At 67.8% G+C, this 14,971-nt stretch carries 13 protein-coding genes; 7 read left to right on the plus strand and 6 right to left on the minus strand.

Features of this window, described 5'->3' with window-relative positions; all coding sequences use genetic code 11:
* The first annotated feature begins 39 nt into the window (after window positions 1-39).
* The 6 genes from ORI27_RS08195 to secG all read left to right on the plus strand — a co-directional run bounded on the left by ORI27_RS08195 (window position 40) and on the right by secG (window position 5,638).
* Window positions 40-1,461 carry a glycosyltransferase family 2 protein gene (locus ORI27_RS08195; protein WP_265996204.1) on the plus strand — a complete coding sequence of 474 codons (1,422 nt, stop codon included), beginning with the start codon at window positions 40-42 and terminating at the stop codon, window positions 1,459-1,461.
* A gap of 10 nt (window positions 1,462-1,471) precedes the next feature.
* Window positions 1,472-2,242: an ABC transporter substrate-binding protein gene (locus ORI27_RS08200; RefSeq protein WP_265996203.1), complete on the plus strand. Its 771-nt coding sequence runs from the start codon at window positions 1,472-1,474 to the stop codon at window positions 2,240-2,242.
* Window positions 2,243-2,321: 79 nt separating this feature from the next.
* Window positions 2,322-3,344, plus strand: coding sequence for a type I glyceraldehyde-3-phosphate dehydrogenase (gap, locus tag ORI27_RS08205; protein WP_265996202.1), 1,023 nt, complete (start codon window positions 2,322-2,324; stop codon window positions 3,342-3,344).
* A 5-nt stretch (window positions 3,345-3,349) separates the two neighbouring features.
* The gene (locus tag ORI27_RS08210) at window positions 3,350-4,573 is read left to right on the plus strand and encodes a phosphoglycerate kinase (protein ID WP_265996201.1); all 1,224 of its coding nucleotides are present in this window, start codon (window positions 3,350-3,352) and stop codon (window positions 4,571-4,573) included.
* Between the two features lie 15 nt (window positions 4,574-4,588).
* Window positions 4,589-5,374: a triose-phosphate isomerase gene (gene tpiA / locus ORI27_RS08215; RefSeq protein ID WP_265996200.1), complete on the plus strand. Its 786-nt coding sequence runs from the start codon at window positions 4,589-4,591 to the stop codon at window positions 5,372-5,374.
* Window positions 5,375-5,404: 30 nt separating this feature from the next.
* On the plus strand, window positions 5,405-5,638 hold the full coding sequence (gene secG, locus ORI27_RS08220) for a preprotein translocase subunit SecG (protein WP_265996199.1): 234 nt from the start codon (window positions 5,405-5,407) through the stop codon (window positions 5,636-5,638).
* A 16-nt stretch (window positions 5,639-5,654) separates the two neighbouring features.
* On the opposite strand, the gene ORI27_RS08225 is transcribed toward secG, so the two are convergent.
* Complete coding sequence (locus ORI27_RS08225; RefSeq protein ID WP_265996197.1) at window positions 5,655-6,992, minus strand: HNH endonuclease signature motif containing protein; 1,338 nt, start codon at window positions 6,990-6,992, stop codon at window positions 5,655-5,657.
* A gap of 130 nt (window positions 6,993-7,122) precedes the next feature.
* Between ORI27_RS08225 and ppc the strand changes: the two genes are divergently transcribed.
* Window positions 7,123-9,918 (plus strand): phosphoenolpyruvate carboxylase, encoded by a 2,796-nt coding sequence (gene ppc / locus ORI27_RS08230; RefSeq protein WP_265996196.1) that lies wholly within the window; start codon window positions 7,123-7,125, stop codon window positions 9,916-9,918.
* 162 nt (window positions 9,919-10,080) lie between these two features.
* Here the strand turns inward: ppc and ORI27_RS08235 are convergent, their stop codons facing one another.
* The 5 genes from ORI27_RS08235 to tal all read right to left on the minus strand — a co-directional run bounded on the left by ORI27_RS08235 (window position 10,081) and on the right by tal (window position 14,946).
* Complete coding sequence (locus ORI27_RS08235; protein WP_265996195.1) at window positions 10,081-10,467, minus strand: ATPase; 387 nt, start codon at window positions 10,465-10,467, stop codon at window positions 10,081-10,083.
* Window positions 10,468-10,471: 4 nt separating this feature from the next.
* On the minus strand, window positions 10,472-11,215 hold the full coding sequence (gene pgl, locus ORI27_RS08240; protein ID WP_265996194.1) for a 6-phosphogluconolactonase: 744 nt from the start codon (window positions 11,213-11,215) through the stop codon (window positions 10,472-10,474).
* Window positions 11,212-12,123: a glucose-6-phosphate dehydrogenase assembly protein OpcA gene (opcA, locus tag ORI27_RS08245; protein ID WP_265996193.1), complete on the minus strand. Its 912-nt coding sequence runs from the start codon at window positions 12,121-12,123 to the stop codon at window positions 11,212-11,214. The genes pgl and opcA overlap by 4 nt, the downstream gene beginning before the upstream one ends.
* Before the next feature lie 112 nt (window positions 12,124-12,235).
* A complete protein-coding gene (gene zwf / locus ORI27_RS08250) occupies window positions 12,236-13,831 on the minus strand; it encodes a glucose-6-phosphate dehydrogenase (RefSeq protein ID WP_407666245.1) in 1,596 nt (531 codons plus the stop codon).
* The gene (gene tal / locus ORI27_RS08255) at window positions 13,828-14,946 is read right to left on the minus strand and encodes a transaldolase (protein WP_265996192.1); all 1,119 of its coding nucleotides are present in this window, start codon (window positions 14,944-14,946) and stop codon (window positions 13,828-13,830) included. The genes zwf and tal overlap by 4 nt, the downstream gene beginning before the upstream one ends.
* Between the last annotated feature and the right edge of the window lie 25 nt (window positions 14,947-14,971).

The raw sequence follows: 14,971 nt of genomic DNA on the forward strand, positions 1-14,971 counted from the left end.
CCCACTCGGCCGCAATGCCGTTCTTCTATCATCGAATCGTTGACAGACTCACTGACACCCGCGCTGACCCGCGCATCCTCACGGCTTGCGCCACCGGGGACCCCGGTCGTCAGCATCATCATCCACCTTGTCGTCTTCGTGCTGTGGATCACGCTCTTTTTGCTGGCTTTCGGCCGCGGCGGCGTCCTGGCCTGGTCGGTCGGCCTGGCCTATCTGGGATATGACGCCGCACTGCAGATCTTCACCGGTTGGCAGATCCGGCGGATCGGCCGCCCCGGCGCACCGGCGGCGGCCGGCACCGACCGGTTGACGCTGGCCGTCATCGTGGCCGCACGCAATGAGGTCGCCGTGCTGCCGGACACCCTTGCGGCCCTGCTCGGCCAGACTGACCCGCCCGACGAGATCGTCATAGCCGACGACGGGTCGACGGATGCCACCGCCGAAATGCTGTGCCGTGAATACGGTTTCGTGGCGCCCCCGGTCACCCGGGCCGGTGGGCTGGTCCGGGTGGGGCCGACGGCGCTGCGGTGGCTGCGGTTGCCGCACGGGGGGAAATCGGCTGCCCTCAACGCCGGGCTGCTGCGCACGGGCGCCGACATCGTGCTCACCGTGGACGCCGACACCGTAGTGGAGAAGGAAGCGATCGGTGCTGTCCGACAAGCGTTCTCGCGCGAACCTCAACTGGTGGCCGTCACCGGGGTCATCACACCACGATGTCCGCCCACCGCATGGGGGCGCGCCATGCAGTGGTTTCAGACCTACGAATACATCCGCAATTTCCTGGGCCGTTACGCCTGGATGCGGGTGGGCTGCCTGCAATTGATCTCCGGGGCATTCGCGGGCTTTCGCCGCGAGGCCGTCACCGACGTCGGCGGTTTCGACGACGCCTGCCTGGTCGAGGACTACGAACTGGTGGCCCGGATGCGCCGCTTCGCCGGTGAGCGCCGGCTGGACTGGCGGTTTCGAGTGCTCGGCGATGCGCAGGCGCACACCGAGGCGCCGGCCTCGATAACGGCGTTCCTCCGGCAGCGTCGCCGCTGGTTCGGCGGTTTCCTGCAGACCCACTGGTGGTACCGCGGCATGGTCGGTGATTCCCGGCTGGGCCGGCTGGGGACCGTCATGTTGCCGGTCAAGGCCATCGATACGGTGGCACCGCTGTACGGGCTGACCGCTTTCGGGCTGCTGATCTACTTCCTGGCGACCCGGCACGTCGCCGTGCTGGCCCCGGTGCTGATGGTCATCGTGGGCAAGCTCGCCATCGACATGGCATTTTGGGTGTGGGCGCTGCGCCACTACCGTCGATGGGTGGGTGATCCCGGCCGGGCCAGCCTGCCCGCCGCGGCCGTCGCGCTGGTGATCGAACCGGTGACGTTCACCTTGCTGCTGCACACCGGGGCGGTGCTGGGCTGGACGGCCTTCCTAGGCGGCGTCCACCGCTGGGGGCCGCAGACCAGGGGCTAGCGTTTGTGCCATGCCCGGTGGTGAGGTTCTGCGCGTCGGCGCGGCATTCCCCGACCCGCCGTTCAACTCCGCTGGGTCCATCCCCGGGTCGCTTCGCTCCTGCCCACCGGAAGACTCGGGACTGGACATCGATCTCATGACGGCCATCGCCGAGCAGCTGGGCGCCGAGGCGCGGTTCGTCCGCTACGAGGGCCGCGACTTCAACGGCATCTTCGACGCGCTGGACTCCGGTGACTTCGACTGCGTCGCCTCGGGCACCACCATCACCGGCTCGCGCGCCCTCAAAGCCGCGTTCTGCGACCCCTACCTGATTTCGGGTCAGGCACTGGCCGTCGACACCGGCCGGTTGCCCGATGTCCGGTCGATCGACGATCTCGACGGCCTGACGATCGGGGTGCAGCAGGGCAACACCAGCCAGCCCATCGCCAACCGGTTGCTCGCCGACGGGAAGGTCGCCCGGATCCGGGTCTACGACTACGGGGGCATCCGCGGCGCCTTGCGGGATCTGTCCACCGGCCGTTGCGACGCGTTCATGAAGCTCGGCCCGGTGCTGAGTCTTCTCGCGTCCGCGGCCCCCGGAGTCGCGGTGGTCCAGCGTGGCATCACCACCGAGAAGATCGCGATCGCGGTGCCCACCTCCGACACCGCGCTGCTGGGCCGGATCAACGTCGCGCAGGCAACCCTCGAGGAGGACGGAACGTTGCCCGCGATCCGGGAACGCTGGACCGGATCGCCCCTCGTGGACCAGAGCGGTCCCCAGGCAGGGGGGCCATCCGGGTGAGTGTCCAACCGGTCGCGCGCACCGGTCTGTGCGCCACTAGGCTGAGCGCGGGTACTCAGACGCGATCAGAGGAGACAACGTGACCATCCGGGTTGGCGTTAACGGTTTCGGCCGCATCGGACGCAACTTCTACCGGGCCCTGGCAACCCAGCAGGCCGAAGGTAAGGCCAAGGACATCGAGATCGTGGCGGTCAACGACCTCACCGACAACGCCACCCTTGCGCACCTGCTCAAGTTCGACTCGATCCTGGGCCGGCTGCCCGAGGAAGTCAGCTTGGAGGGCGAAGACACCATCGTCATCGGCAGCATCAAGATCAAGGCCCTTGAGGTCAAGGAAGGCCCGGCGGCCCTGCCCTGGGGCGACCTGGGAGTCGATGTCGTCGTCGAGTCGACCGGCATCTTCACCAATGCCGCCAAGGCCAAGGGCCACCTCGACGCGGGAGCCAAGAAGGTCATCATCTCCGCGCCCGCCACCGACGAGGACATCACGATCGTGATGGGCGTCAACGACGACAAGTACGACGGCAGCCAGAACATCATCTCCAACGCGTCGTGCACGACGAACTGCCTCGGTCCGTTCGCGAAGGTCCTCCACGACGAGTTCGGCATCGTCAAGGGCCTCATGACGACCATCCACGCGTACACCCAGGATCAGAACCTGCAGGACGGCCCACATAAGGACCTGCGCCGTGCCCGCGCGGCCGCGCTGAACATCGTGCCCACCTCGACCGGTGCCGCCAAGGCCATCGGCCTGGTGCTGCCCGAGCTGAAGGGCAAACTGGACGGTTACGCGCTGCGGGTGCCGATTCCCACCGGGTCGTGCACCGACCTCACCGTCGAGCTGAGCAAGGAAGCCAGCGCCGCCGAGATCAACGCCGCGATGAAGGCCGCCGCCGAGGGCCCGCTCAAGGGGATTCTGAAGTACTACGACGCGCCCATCGTGTCCAGCGACATCGTCACCGATCCGCACAGCTCGATCTTCGACGCGGGTCTGACCAAGGTGATCGGCAATCAGGCCAAGGCTGTCTCCTGGTACGACAACGAGTGGGGCTACTCCAACCGCCTCGTGGATCTGGTCGCGCTGGTCGGCAAGTCCCTCTAACTGCGATGGCTGTCAAGACGCTCGCCGACCTGTTGGCCGAGGGTGTTGAAGGTCGGGGTGTCCTGGTGCGCTCCGACCTGAACGTCCCGCTCGAATACCTGGACGGCAACATCGCCCGAATTTCTGACCCGGGACGCATCATCGCCTCGGTCCCGACGCTGAAGGCGCTGGCTGACGCCGGGGCCAAGGTCGTGGTGACCGCACACCTGGGCCGGCCGAAGGGCGGACCTGACCCGAAGTTCTCGCTGGCACCGGTGGCCGCCGCGCTGGGGGAGAAGTTGGGCCGGCACGTCCAGCTGGCCGGTGATGTGGTCGGCACCGACGCCCTGGCCCGTGCCGAGGGGTTGACCGACGGCGACATCCTGCTGCTGGAGAACATCCGGTTCGACCCCCGGGAGACCAGTAAGGACAACAGCGAGCGGTTGGCGCTGGCCAAGGCGCTGGTCGAATTGGTCGGTGAGGATGGCGCTTTCGTTTCGGACGGCTTCGGTGTCGTGCACCGCAAGCAGGCCTCGGTGTACGACGTCGCGACCCTGCTGCCGCACTACGCGGGCACGCTGGTGGCCGCGGAGGTCAAGGTCCTCGAGCAACTGACCAGCTCGACCGAGCGGCCCTACGCCGTGGTGCTGGGTGGGTCGAAGGTGTCCGACAAGCTGGCCGTCATCGAGAATCTCGCCACCAAGGCCGACAGCCTCATCATCGGTGGCGGCATGTGCTTCACCTTCCTCGCGGCGCAGGGGGTCTCGGTGGGCACGTCGCTGCTGCAGGAGGAGATGATCGACACCTGTCGCCAGTTGCTGGAAACTTACGGTGACGTGATCCACCTGCCGGTGGACATTGTCGTGGCCGAGAAGTTCTCAGCCGATTCGACACCGGAAACTGTTGCTGCCGACCGGATTCCGGAGGGCAAGATGGGTCTGGACATCGGCCCGGAGTCGGTGAAGCGGTTCACCACGCTGCTGTCCAACGCCCGCACCATCTTCTGGAACGGGCCGATGGGTGTGTTCGAGTTCCCGGCGTTCGCCGCGGGGACCAAGGGCGTGGCCGAGGCCATCGTCGCCGCCACTGCCAAGGGGGCGTTCAGTGTTGTCGGCGGCGGCGATTCGGCGGCCGCGGTGCGCCAGTTGGGGCTGCCCGAGGACGGTTTCTCGCACATTTCCACCGGCGGCGGTGCATCGCTGGAATACCTTGAGGGCAAAGTGCTGCCCGGCATTGAGATACTTCAGTAATCCTTAAGGAGTCGTGTGTCCCGTAAACCGCTGATCGCGGGCAACTGGAAGATGAACCTCAACCACTTCGAGGCCATCGCGCTCGTCCAGAAGATCGCGTTCTCGTTGCCCGACAAGTACTTCGACAAGGTCGACGTCACGGTGATCCCGCCGTTCACCGATCTGCGCAGTGTGCAGACGCTGGTCGACGGCGACAAGCTGCGGCTGACCTATGGCGCGCAGGACCTGTCCCAGCACGATTCGGGCGCCTACACCGGCGACATCAGCGGCGCGTTCCTGGCGAAACTGGGCTGCACGTTCGTGGTCGTCGGGCACTCCGAGCGCCGCACCTATCACCACGAGGACGACGCGGTGGTCGCCGAGAAGGCCGGCGCCGCGTTCCGGCACGGGCTGGTCCCGATCGTGTGCATCGGCGAGCAGCTCGAGGTGCGCGAGGCCGGCAACCACGTCGAGTTCAACGTGACCTCGTTGCGTGGCTCGCTGGCCGGGCTGACCAAGGAGCAGCTGGCCGACGTGGTGATCGCCTACGAGCCGGTGTGGGCGATCGGCACCGGCCGGGTGGCCAGCGCCGCCGACGCGCAGGAAGTGTGCGCCGCGATCCGTGCCGAGTTGGCCGAGATGGCGTCACCGGACATCGCGGCAGGTATCCGGGTGCTCTACGGCGGCTCGGTGAACGCCAAGAACGTGGGCGAGATCGTCGCGCAGACGGATGTCGACGGTGCGCTGGTCGGCGGGGCATCGCTGGACGGGGAGCAGTTCGCCACGCTCTCGGCGATCGCCGCAGGTGGGCCGCTTCCCTGACCAGGCCGCGGACCGGGTAGTCTGGTCGCCATGGTTTTGGCTCTGCAGATCATCCTGGTCGTCACCAGCGTGCTGGTGGTGTTGCTGGTGCTGTTGCACCGCGCCAAGGGTGGCGGCCTGTCGACGCTGTTCGGCGGTGGTGTGCAGTCCAGCCTGTCCGGGTCGACCGTGGTGGAGAAGAACCTCGACCGCCTCACGCTGTTCGTCACCGGAATCTGGGTGGTGTCCATCGTCGGCATGGCGCTGCAGATCAAGTACAGCTGACGCCTGGCCCCACCCGTCATCGCGGCGGCTCGCCGTCGTCATTGAGCAACCGCTCCGGATGGTGCGCATCGTTCACGCGCGGGGGAGCGATTCCGTCGCTCCAGGCAAGGCGGCCGTTCTCGGTGACGGTCGTCGTGTACCTACCCTCGGTCGCCATCATGTGGTCACACGCGCAGCCGAAGTAGAGGTTGTCCGCATCGGTGCGGCCGCCCTCGCTCCACGGCAGCGCGTGATGTATCTCGGAGTGGTAGCCCGGTTCGAAACAGTTCGGTTTGGTGCAGCCGCGATCCCGGGCGTAGCAGATGATCCGATGGTCGGCTGTCGCAAGGCGTTTGGCGCGCCCCAGATACAGCGGTCGGTCGGAGTGATCGTCGAACACTGCCAGGTAGTGGACCGCTTCGCGGGCCATCCGGATGAGATCGCGCATCGGCAGCCGCCCGGCCCCGCCGGTGCGGGCCCAGCCTGCGGCCTGTTCCAGTTCGCCAAGCGTCGTCGTCACCACCACGGTTACCGGTAGCCCGCGGTGCTGCCCCAGTGTCCGAGATTCCACCGCAGCCTTGAGCCCCAGCTTCAGCCCGTCGTGGCAGCGCTGCTCGGGGGTGCGGGTGTCGCGCTCATCGGTGTCGTCGGCCAGATGCCGTCCCGGCCGGACCGCGGCCGCCACCGCCTCGAGATAGGTGCGGGCCTCCGGATCCAGCCAGCCTGATAGGCGGCTCATCCCGTCCGGTCCTTGCCGGCCCAGCACCAGTCCGCGGCGTCGCGCGCGGTCCTCGTCGGTGAACATGCCGTCCGGATTCAGGCAATCGCCGATCGCAATCCCGATCTCGGTGACGAACTGCGAATCCTGTTTGCGTGCATGGCGAACCAGTGCACGTTCGGCGGCCTCGCGGTCGGCCGGTGCCACCGCCGAGGGCAGTCTGTCCAACGCGCGGCACACCGCGGCGATGTGATCCTCGCCGACCTCGCCGGCCTCGACGGCGTCCGCCAGCGCGGGGAGCTCCGGCGCCAGCGGTGGCCCGCTCAGCGACCGGCGGGCCCGGATCCGGGACGCCACCCGGAACCGCCGCTTGACCTCGCCGGCGGTCAGTCGCAGTCGACTGGACAGCACCTCGCGGACCTTCACGCCGGCCGGCCGCACCGCACTGTCGACCGGTTCGGCGATCTCGCCGAACAGTCGGTAGGACAGACCCCGATTCGTCCGGTGCTGCCTCTCCAGGCGCTCGGCCACCTCGATCCGAAACGCATTCCCGACCAGATCCGTACCCACCGCCCGCAGCCGGTCGTAGGCAGCGTCGACCGCGTCGAGCTCGGCGCGCACCAGGCGGTGCGCCTCGTCGGCGGTCAGCGGTCCCATCACTCCACGGTATAGAACAAGTGTTCGAGCGTTGGGGGCCGAAGGCCCGCGTGTGGATGAATCCTGATCTGTGGACAACCCCACGACCTCTCGGCCTGCGGGTCTAACCCGGCACCCCGATACTTGAGGAATGGCTGAAGTCCCGGAAACCTCCCTGGAGCCGATCGGCGCGGTCACCCGCACCCAGCTGGGGCGGGAGGCCACCGAGCCGATGCGCGAGGACATCCGCCTGCTGGGGGCGATTCTCGGCGACACGGTGCGGGAGCAGAACGGCGATGAGGTTTTCGAGCTCGTCGAGCGGGCCCGCGTCGAATCGTTCCGGGTGCGCCGGTCGGAAATCAACCGGTCCGAATTGGCGATGCTGTTCGACGGTATCGACATCCATCAGGCCATCCCGGTGATCCGGGCGTTCAGTCACTTCGCGCTGCTTGCCAACGTCGCCGAGGACATTCACCGCGAACGCCGCCGGGCGATTCACGTCGCTGCCGGGGAACCGCCGCAGGACAGCACCCTGGCCGCCACCTACGGCAAGCTCGATTCCGCGCGGCTGGATGCGGGCACCGTTGCCGACGCGCTGCGCGGGGCACTGGTGTCGCCGGTGATCACCGCCCACCCGACCGAGACTCGCCGTCGCACGGTGTTCGACACCCAGCACCGCATCACCCAACTGATGCGGTTGCGCCTGCACGGGCAGGGCGAAACCGAGGACGGCCGGCCGGTCGAAACGGAGCTGCGCCGGCAAATCCTCACGCTGTGGCAGACCGCGCTGATCCGGTTGTCCCGGTTGAAGATTCAAGACGAAATCGCGGTCGGGCTGCGGTACTACCCGGCGGCGTTCTTCGAGGTGATCCCGAAGGTGAACGCCGGGGTGCGCGACGCGCTTCGGGCCCGCTGGCCGGGTACCGAACTGCTGGCCGAGCCGATCCTGCGGCCGGGCTCGTGGATCGGCGGCGACCGCGACGGCAATCCGAACGTCACCGCCGAGGTGGTCCGGCTGGCCACCGGAAGCGCCGCCTACACCGCGCTCGGGCACTACCTCGCCGAACTGACCCAGCTCGAGCAGGAGCTGTCGATGTCGGCGCGTCTGGTCAAGACCACCGGCGAGCTGCTCATCCTGGCCGAGGCCTGCAACGAGCAGGCCCGGCTGGACGAGCCCTATCGGCGTGCCCTGCGCGTGGTGCACGCCCGGCTGACGGCCACCGGGCAGGACGTCTTGGACCGCATGCCCGAACACACCCTCGATCTCGGGTTGCCGTCGTATCAGACACCGGCGGAGTTGCTGGCCGACCTCGATGTGATCGATGCTTCCTTGCGCGCGAACGGCAGCGCACTGCTGGCCGACGATCGGCTGGCCCGGCTGCGGGATGCCGTGGACGTCTTCGGATTTCACCTCAGCGGCCTGGACATGCGGCAGAACTCCGAGATGCACGAGCAGGTGGTCGCCGAACTGCTGTCCTGGGCCGGGGTGCATCCCGACTATGCGTCGCTGTCGGAGCCCGAGCGCGTTGAGCTGCTGGTGTCCGAGCTGGCCACCCGGCGCCCATTGGTCCGCGACGACTCCGAGCTCTCGGAGTTGGCCCGCAAGGAACTCGACATCGTCTTCGCGGCCGCCCGCGCGGTCCGGGTGTTCGGTCCGGCGGCGGTGCCCAATTACATCATCTCGATGTGCCAGTCCGTCTCGGACATGCTGGAAGCCGCGATCCTGCTCAAAGAAGCCGGGCTGCTGGATGTTTCGGACGAGCGGGTCTACGCACCGGTGGGGATCGTCCCGCTTTTCGAGACGATCGACGATTTGCAGCGCGGATCGTCGATCCTGGAGTCGGTGCTGGACCTTCCGCTCTACCGCGCGATGGTGCACGCACGGGGGGAGAGCCAGGAGGTCATGCTCGGCTACTCCGACTCCAACAAGGACGGCGGATACCTGGCCGCCAACTGGGCGCTGTACCGGGCTGAACTGGACCTGGTGGAGTCGGCCCGCAAAACCGGCATCCGATTGCGGCTGTTCCACGGCCGCGGCGGAACGGTCGGCCGGGGCGGGGGGCCGAGCTATGACGCCATCCTGGCCCAGCCGCCGGGGGCGGTGAACGGGTCACTGCGCCTGACCGAGCAGGGCGAGATCATCGCGGCCAAGTACGCCGAGCCGCGCATCGCCCATCGCAACCTCGAGACGTTGTTGGCCGCCACCCTGGAGTCGACCCTGCTGGATGTGGAAGGGCTCGGCGACGCAGCCGGTCCGGCCTACCAGGTGCTCGACGACCTCGCCGCCCGCGCTCAGCGCGCCTACGCCGAATTGGTGCACGAGACACCGGGTTTCGTCGAGTATTTCAAGGCGTCCACTCCGGTCAGCGAGATCGGCTCGCTCAACATCGGCAGCCGGCCCACGTCGCGTAAACCGACCACCTCGATCGCCGACCTGCGCGCTATCCCGTGGGTGCTGGCCTGGAGCCAGTCGAGGGTCATGCTGCCCGGCTGGTACGGCACCGGCACCGCATTCGAGGAGTGGATCGCCGAGGGGGACGGCCGCCTCGAGGTGCTGCAGGATCTCTACGAGAAGTGGCCGTTCTTCGCCACCGTGCTGTCCAACATGGCGCAGGTACTGGCCAAGTCCGATATGGGGCTGGCCGCACGGTACTCGGAGTTGGTCGGTGACGAGGAGTTGCGGCGCCGGGTGTTCGACAAAATCGTCGCCGAACACGATCGCACCATCCGGATGCACAAGCTGATCACCAAGCAGGACGATCTGCTCGCCGACAACCCGGCGCTGGCCCGCTCGGTGTTCAACCGGTTCCCCTACCTGGAGCCGCTGAACCACCTCCAGGTCGAACTGCTGCGTCGCTACCGATCCGGCGACGAAGAGGAATTGGTGCAGCGCGGCATTCTCTTGACGATGAGCGGCCTGGCCTCGGCGCTGCGCAACAGCGGGTAGGGAACCGAATCGACGCCCGGCGCGTCAGACCCGCTATGACACAACCCGATTGCTCACTGGAGAACACCGCCGAGCTGATCGGCCCGCTGCCCGCGGTTGCCCCGCCCGTGCTGGCCGATTGGGATGTCGCCAACCCCGACGACGGGTGGTGGTGACCGGCGGCTAACGGCCCCCGCGGCGCACCGCGTTGACCACCCCGCGCACCGCGGACTCTGTCGCCGCCAGCGGCGAGATCACCGCCTCGCCGATGCCCACGATGCGCTCGATACGGTCGACGATTCCTTCCATCCGCTCGACGACCGCATTGAGCCTGGGTGCCAGTTCGTCGATGCGGGTCAGGGTGGAGTTGAACACCCCCAGCGTCTCCTCGAAGTACTCAAGGGTGCCGTTCATCCCGCTCATCGTCTTGTTGAGGTCGGTGAGGGCATCGCTCATCCCGGCCAGGATGGTGTCGAGTTGATCGACGGTGACGTCGGCGTTGAGGGCGGCCTGGGCCAGCGTCTTGATCCGATCGCGACCGGTGCGTGGTGCCGGCGTCTTGTCCACCATGGGGTCAGTCTGACAGCTTGCTCGCGGCCTCGGTGTCGAGAAGCCAAACCGTGGCGTCGCGACCCACCGCGCCGGCGGCGGGAACCTCGTCCGCACTGGCGCCGCCGATGGCTGCCGCGACGGCGTCTGCCTTGGCCGCGCCCGACACCACCAGCCACACTTCACGCGACCGGGTGACGGCGGGCAGCGTCAGGGTGATCCGCCGGGGCGGGGGTTTGGGGGAGTCCTCGACCCCGACCACCATTAGCGTGGTCTCCGCGACGGCGGGGGTGTGCGGGAACAGCGAGTTGATGTGGCCCTCGCCGCCCATCCCAAGCAGGTGCACGTCGAACGCCGGTGTGGGCTGGCCGGGTTCGGCGGCGGCGGCCAGCACGCCCTCGTACGCCAGCGCCGCGGCATCCAGGTCGTCGCCGAACTCCCCGTCGCTGGCGGCCATCGGGTGCACGTTGGCGGCCGGGATGTCGACGTGGTCGAGAAGGGCCTCCCTGGCCTGCTTGTCGTTACGCTCGGCGTCGTCGGCGGGCACGAAGCGATCGTCACCCCAGAAGACGTGCACCTTCGACCAGTCGATCGCCTCGCCGTGCGCACCGATGTGCTTGAGCAGGCCGATACCGGTTCCGCCACCGGTCAATACGATCAATGCCTGCCCACGCGCCCCGATGGCGCCGGTGATCGCCGCGACCAGCCGGTCGCCGGCAGCGGTGACCAGAGCGTCGGTATCCGGGTAGGTCTCGACGACGTGCGTCATCCGTACTGCACCTTGCCCATGCCGGCCAATGCCTCGTGGTAGATCTCGTCGGCGTCGAGCCGGCGCAGGTCCTCGGCCAGGCAGTCGCGGGTCTCTCTGCGCGGCAGCGGCAGCAGGGCCCCCGGGCGGGCGGTGCGGCTCAGGGTGGCGGTGACGCCCTCCTGCGGACGGCTCAGGGTGACCGTCTCGGTAGGGCGCACCAGCTCGACCTTCAGCTCACCGACGGCGCGCCGCACGGTTCCCTCGACGCGGCTGGCAAGCCATCCCGCCAGGATGTCCAGGGCCGGCTCGGTCTCCAGTCCGGACACGAGTACCGATGTGATCGGCTCGTACGGTGGCTGATCCAGCGCCGAGGCCAGCAGCGCACGCCAGTAGGTGATCCGGCTCCACGCGAGATCGGTGTCACCGTCGGTATAACCCTGCAGCCGGCTCTTGATCGACGCCAGCGGATCCGCCGCCGCCGTCGCATCGGTGATCCGCCGAATGGCCAAGCGGCCCAGGGGATCTTCGGCGGGAATCGCCGGGGCGGTACCCGGCCACCAGGCCACCACCGGGGTGTCGGGCAACAGGAACGGCAACACCACGCTGTTGGCATGGTTGGACAACGGCCCGGCGATCCGCAGCACCACCACCTCGCCGGCCCCGGCGTCGCCGCCGACTCGCAATTGACCGTCCAGGCGCGGGTTGGTGGCCAGGCGGTCCTGCGGCACCACGACGATGATGCGGCAGGGATGCTCCCGGCTTGCCGCCACCGCGGCCTCGATGGCGTCCTCGACCAGGTCTTCGGTGTCGGGCGCGATCACCAGCGTCAGCACCCGGCCCAGGGTGATCGCCCCGCCCTCCTCGCGCAGCGCGGTGATCTTCTTGTTGATGTCGTTGGTTGTGGTGTCAGGCAGGTCGACGATCACGGGCGCCGCTCCTCCTCATCGCTCAGAAGCACAGCCCGACTCCTCTTCATCGCTCGTGCCTCGCTCTGCATCGTCGTTCGGGCGCCTCGCTCGGCATCGTCGTCGGCGCGGATCATGGGCGCCTCCATTCACGGCCGGTCCGCTGCAGCATCTCGAACGCCGAGTCCGGTCCCCAGGTACCCGACTCGTAGGGGTCAGGCTTGCCGTGGGTAGCCCAGTATTCGAGCACGGGATCGAGGATCTCCCAGGACAATTCGACCTCGGCGTTGGTCGGGAACAGCGACGGCTCGCCGAGCAGCACGTCGAGGATGAGCCGCTCGTAGGCCTCCGGCGAATCCTCGGCGAACGCCGAGCCGTAGGAGAAGTCCATGTTGACGTCACGGACTTCCATGGCACTGCCCGGGACTTTCGACCCGAACCGCAGCGTGATGCCCTCGTCGGGTTGAACCCGGATCACCAGCGCATTCTTGCCCAGCTCTTCGGTCATCGTCGCATCGAACGGCAGGTGCGGTGCCCGCTTGAACACCAGCGCGATCTCGGTAACCCTGCGGCCCAACCGCTTTCCGGTTCGTAAGTAGAACGGCACACCGGCCCAACGCCGGGTGTCGACCTCCACGGTGATCGCCGCGAACGTCTCGGTGGTGGAGTCCTTGGAGAACCCTTCCTCGTCGAGCAGGCCGACGACCTTCTCGCCGCCCTGCCACCCGCCGCTGTACTGACCGCGCGACGAGGTCAGGTCCAGCGGCTGGGACAGCGACGTCGCCGACAGCACCTTGATCTTCTCGGCCGTGACCTCGTGCGGATGGAAGCTGACCGGCTCCTCCATCGCGGTCAGCGCCAGCAACTGCAGCAGGTGGTTCTGGATGACGTCGCGCGCCGCGCCGATACCGTCGTAGTAACCGCCGCGGCCGCCGAGGCCGATGTCCTCGGCCATCGTGATCTGCACGCTGTCGACGTAGTGACTGTTCCAGATCGGTTCGAACAGTTCGTTGGCGAAGCGCAACGCCAGGATGTTCTGCACCGTCTCCTTGCCGAGGTAGTGGTCGATGCGGAAGACCGACTCCTCGGGGAAGACGCTGTTGACCACCTTGTTGAGGTCGATCGCGCTCTGCAGATCGTGGCCGAACGGCTTCTCGATGACCACCCGGCTCCAGCGGCCCGCCTGCGGGCTGGCCAGCCCGGACTTCTTGAGCTGCTCGCACACCACCGGGAACGCCTTCGGGGGAATCGACAGGTAGAAGGCGTGATTGCCCCCGGTGCCGCGTTCGACGTCGAGCTTCTCCAGCGTTTCGGCCAGCCGGATGAACGACGCATCGTCGTCGAAGGTGCCCTGTACGAAGCGGAAGCCCTCGGCGAGTCGGTCCCACACCTCCTGGCGAAACGGTGTGCGGGCATGCTCACACACCGCGTCGTGCACGATGGCGCCGAAATCCTGGTCGGCCCAGTCCCGTCGGGCGAAGCCGACCAGCGAGAACGACGGTGGCAACAGTCCGCGGTTGGCCAGGTCGTAGATGGCGGGCATCAGCTTCTTGCGGGCCAGATCGCCGGTCACACCGAAGATCACCACCCCGCACGGCCCGGCGATCCTCGGCATCCTTTTGTCCCGCTTGTCACGCAGCGGGTTGTGCCAGGTGGCCGGGGCGGGTGCCACCACCCCGGGCGGGGGACTGTCGACCGCGCCCGTGCCGGGCGATCCGGCGGAGGTCATTTGGTCGCGGCGTCGAGCTGATCCTGGGTTGCGTCGATCAGCTCCTGCCAGGACTTCTCGAACTTCTCCACGCCCTCGTCCTCCAGCACCACGAACACGTCTTCGAGATCGATGCCGACGGCTTCGAGCTTGTCGAACACCTCCTGGGCGGCGGCGGCGGTGCCGGTGATGGTGTCGCCGGTGATCACGCCGTGGTCGGCCACCGCGTTCATCGTCTTCTCCGGCATGGTGTTCACCGTGTTCGGGGCGACCAGCTCGGTGACGTAGAGGGTGTCGGAGTAGTCGGGGTTCTTGACGCCGGTCGACGCCCACAGCGGGCGCTGCACGGGGGCGCCGGCCTCGGCCAGTGTGCTGAAGCGCTCGCCACCGAGGAACACCTCCTCGTAGGCGGCGTAGGCCAGCCGCGCATTGGCCACCCCGGCCTGCCCGCGCAGCGCCAGGGCTTCGTCGGATCCGATGGCCTCCAGCCGCTTGTCGATCTCGGTGTCCACCCGGGACACGAAGAACGAGGCGACCGAATGGATCTTGGACAGGTCGTGGCCGGCCTGCTTGGCCGCCTCTAGTCCGGCGAGGTAGGCGTCCATCACCTCGCGGTGACGGTCCACCGAGAAGATCAGGGTCACGTTCACCGAAATGCCCTCGGCCAGAACCGCGGTGATCGCCGGCAGGCCCGCCTTGGTGGCGGGGATCTTGATCAGCAGGTTGGGCCGGTCGACGATCTTCCACAGTTCGATCGCCTGCAGGACGGTCTTGTCGGTCTCGTGGGCCAGCCGCGGGTCTACCTCGATGGATACCCGCCCGTCGACGCCGTCGGAGGATTCCCACTGCGGACGCAGCACGTCACAGGCCTCGCGGACGTCGTCGGTGGTGACGGTGCGGATGGTGGCGTCGACGTCGGCTCCGCGCTCGGCGAGCTCGGAAACCTGTGCGTCGTAGGCGTCGCCGTGCGAGAGCGCCGCCTGGAAGATCGACGGGTTGGTGGTGACACCGACCACGCTGTGGGTGTCGATCAGGTCCTGCAGGTTGCCGGTCTTCAGCCGGGTCCGGGACAGGTCATCGAGCCAGACGGACACACCGGCGGCGGACAGCGCCGCGAGGTTGGGATTCTGCGCCATGGCGGTTGCCTTTCTTGGTTGGTCG

Origin of the sequence: Mycobacterium pinniadriaticum (genome assembly GCF_026242045.1) — a bacterium.
GTDB lineage: Bacteria > Actinomycetota > Actinomycetes > Mycobacteriales > Mycobacteriaceae > Mycobacterium > Mycobacterium pinniadriaticum.

Bases quoted from the DNA above. Each gene is read 5' to 3' on its own strand.
- ORI27_RS08200 (WP_265996203.1), top strand. From the start codon at position 1,472: ATGCCCGGTGGTGAGGTTCTGCGCGTCGGCGCGGCATTCCCCGACCCG.
- ORI27_RS08210 (WP_265996201.1), top strand. From the start codon at position 3,350: ATGGCTGTCAAGACGCTCGCCGACCTGTTGGCCGAGGGTGTTGAAGGT.
- secG (WP_265996199.1), top strand. From the start codon at position 5,405: ATGGTTTTGGCTCTGCAGATCATCCTGGTCGTCACCAGCGTGCTGGTG.
- ORI27_RS08225 (WP_265996197.1), bottom strand. From the start codon at position 6,992: ATGGGACCGCTGACCGCCGACGAGGCGCACCGCCTGGTGCGCGCCGAG.
- ppc (WP_265996196.1), top strand. From the start codon at position 7,123: ATGGCTGAAGTCCCGGAAACCTCCCTGGAGCCGATCGGCGCGGTCACC.
- ORI27_RS08235 (WP_265996195.1), bottom strand. From the start codon at position 10,467: ATGGTGGACAAGACGCCGGCACCACGCACCGGTCGCGATCGGATCAAG.
- pgl (WP_265996194.1), bottom strand. From the start codon at position 11,215: ATGACGCACGTCGTCGAGACCTACCCGGATACCGACGCTCTGGTCACC.
- zwf (WP_407666245.1), bottom strand. From the start codon at position 13,831: ATGACCTCCGCCGGATCGCCCGGCACGGGCGCGGTCGACAGTCCCCCG.
- tal (WP_265996192.1), bottom strand. From the start codon at position 14,946: ATGGCGCAGAATCCCAACCTCGCGGCGCTGTCCGCCGCCGGTGTGTCC.